The 527-nt window shown below is 55.6% G+C and carries 1 protein-coding gene; it reads right to left on the bottom strand.

Features of this window, described 5'->3' with window-relative positions:
• The coding region (locus tag A3754_RS02675) for a MerC domain-containing protein (RefSeq protein WP_063518787.1) at positions 1-345 on the bottom strand (345 nt) is incomplete at its 3' end.
• Positions 346-527 lie beyond the last annotated feature (182 nt).

Below are 527 nucleotides of genomic sequence, written 5' to 3'. Positions count from 1 at the left end.
GACATGGGTAACCACCAGGCAGATTCCAATCAGCGTTGTCAGCAACGGCTCCCAAAGGCTGCCATGCATAACACTTTCAAAAACGGTAAGCAGACACAGGCCCGACAAGGCAAACACGCCGGGGAGCAGCACCGAAAGCCGGCGATGTCGACGGTAGCCCATGCCAATGGCAAGCAGGCTGACCGGGACAATGACAGCCAGCATGACCAGATGAAAGACTTCTTCAACATTGCCAAAAGCGGATAACAGCCCAATAGCAAAGAGCCCCGCCAGGCTGGCGACACAATGAATCATACAGAGACTGGACAGGCCGATGGCCAACGCGTCCAGACGAAAACGTTGCATTATCGTCTCCCGAAAAACGATTGTTTGTTTACGACGTCGCGCAATCCACGCAACGTCCATGCACTTCCAGCAGGGGCTCGCGCTGAATGACAAAACCCACTTCATCCAGTGTCTGCTGTAATGCGTCCACCGCCGCCCCCGCCATGGGGGTTTCCTGAACGCCGCCGCACTGATCACACAAA

Source organism: Alcanivorax sp. HI0083 (assembly GCF_001635175.1).
Note: the sequence above shows the minus strand (reverse complement) of the source record. Positions and strands in the feature narration are given on the sequence as shown.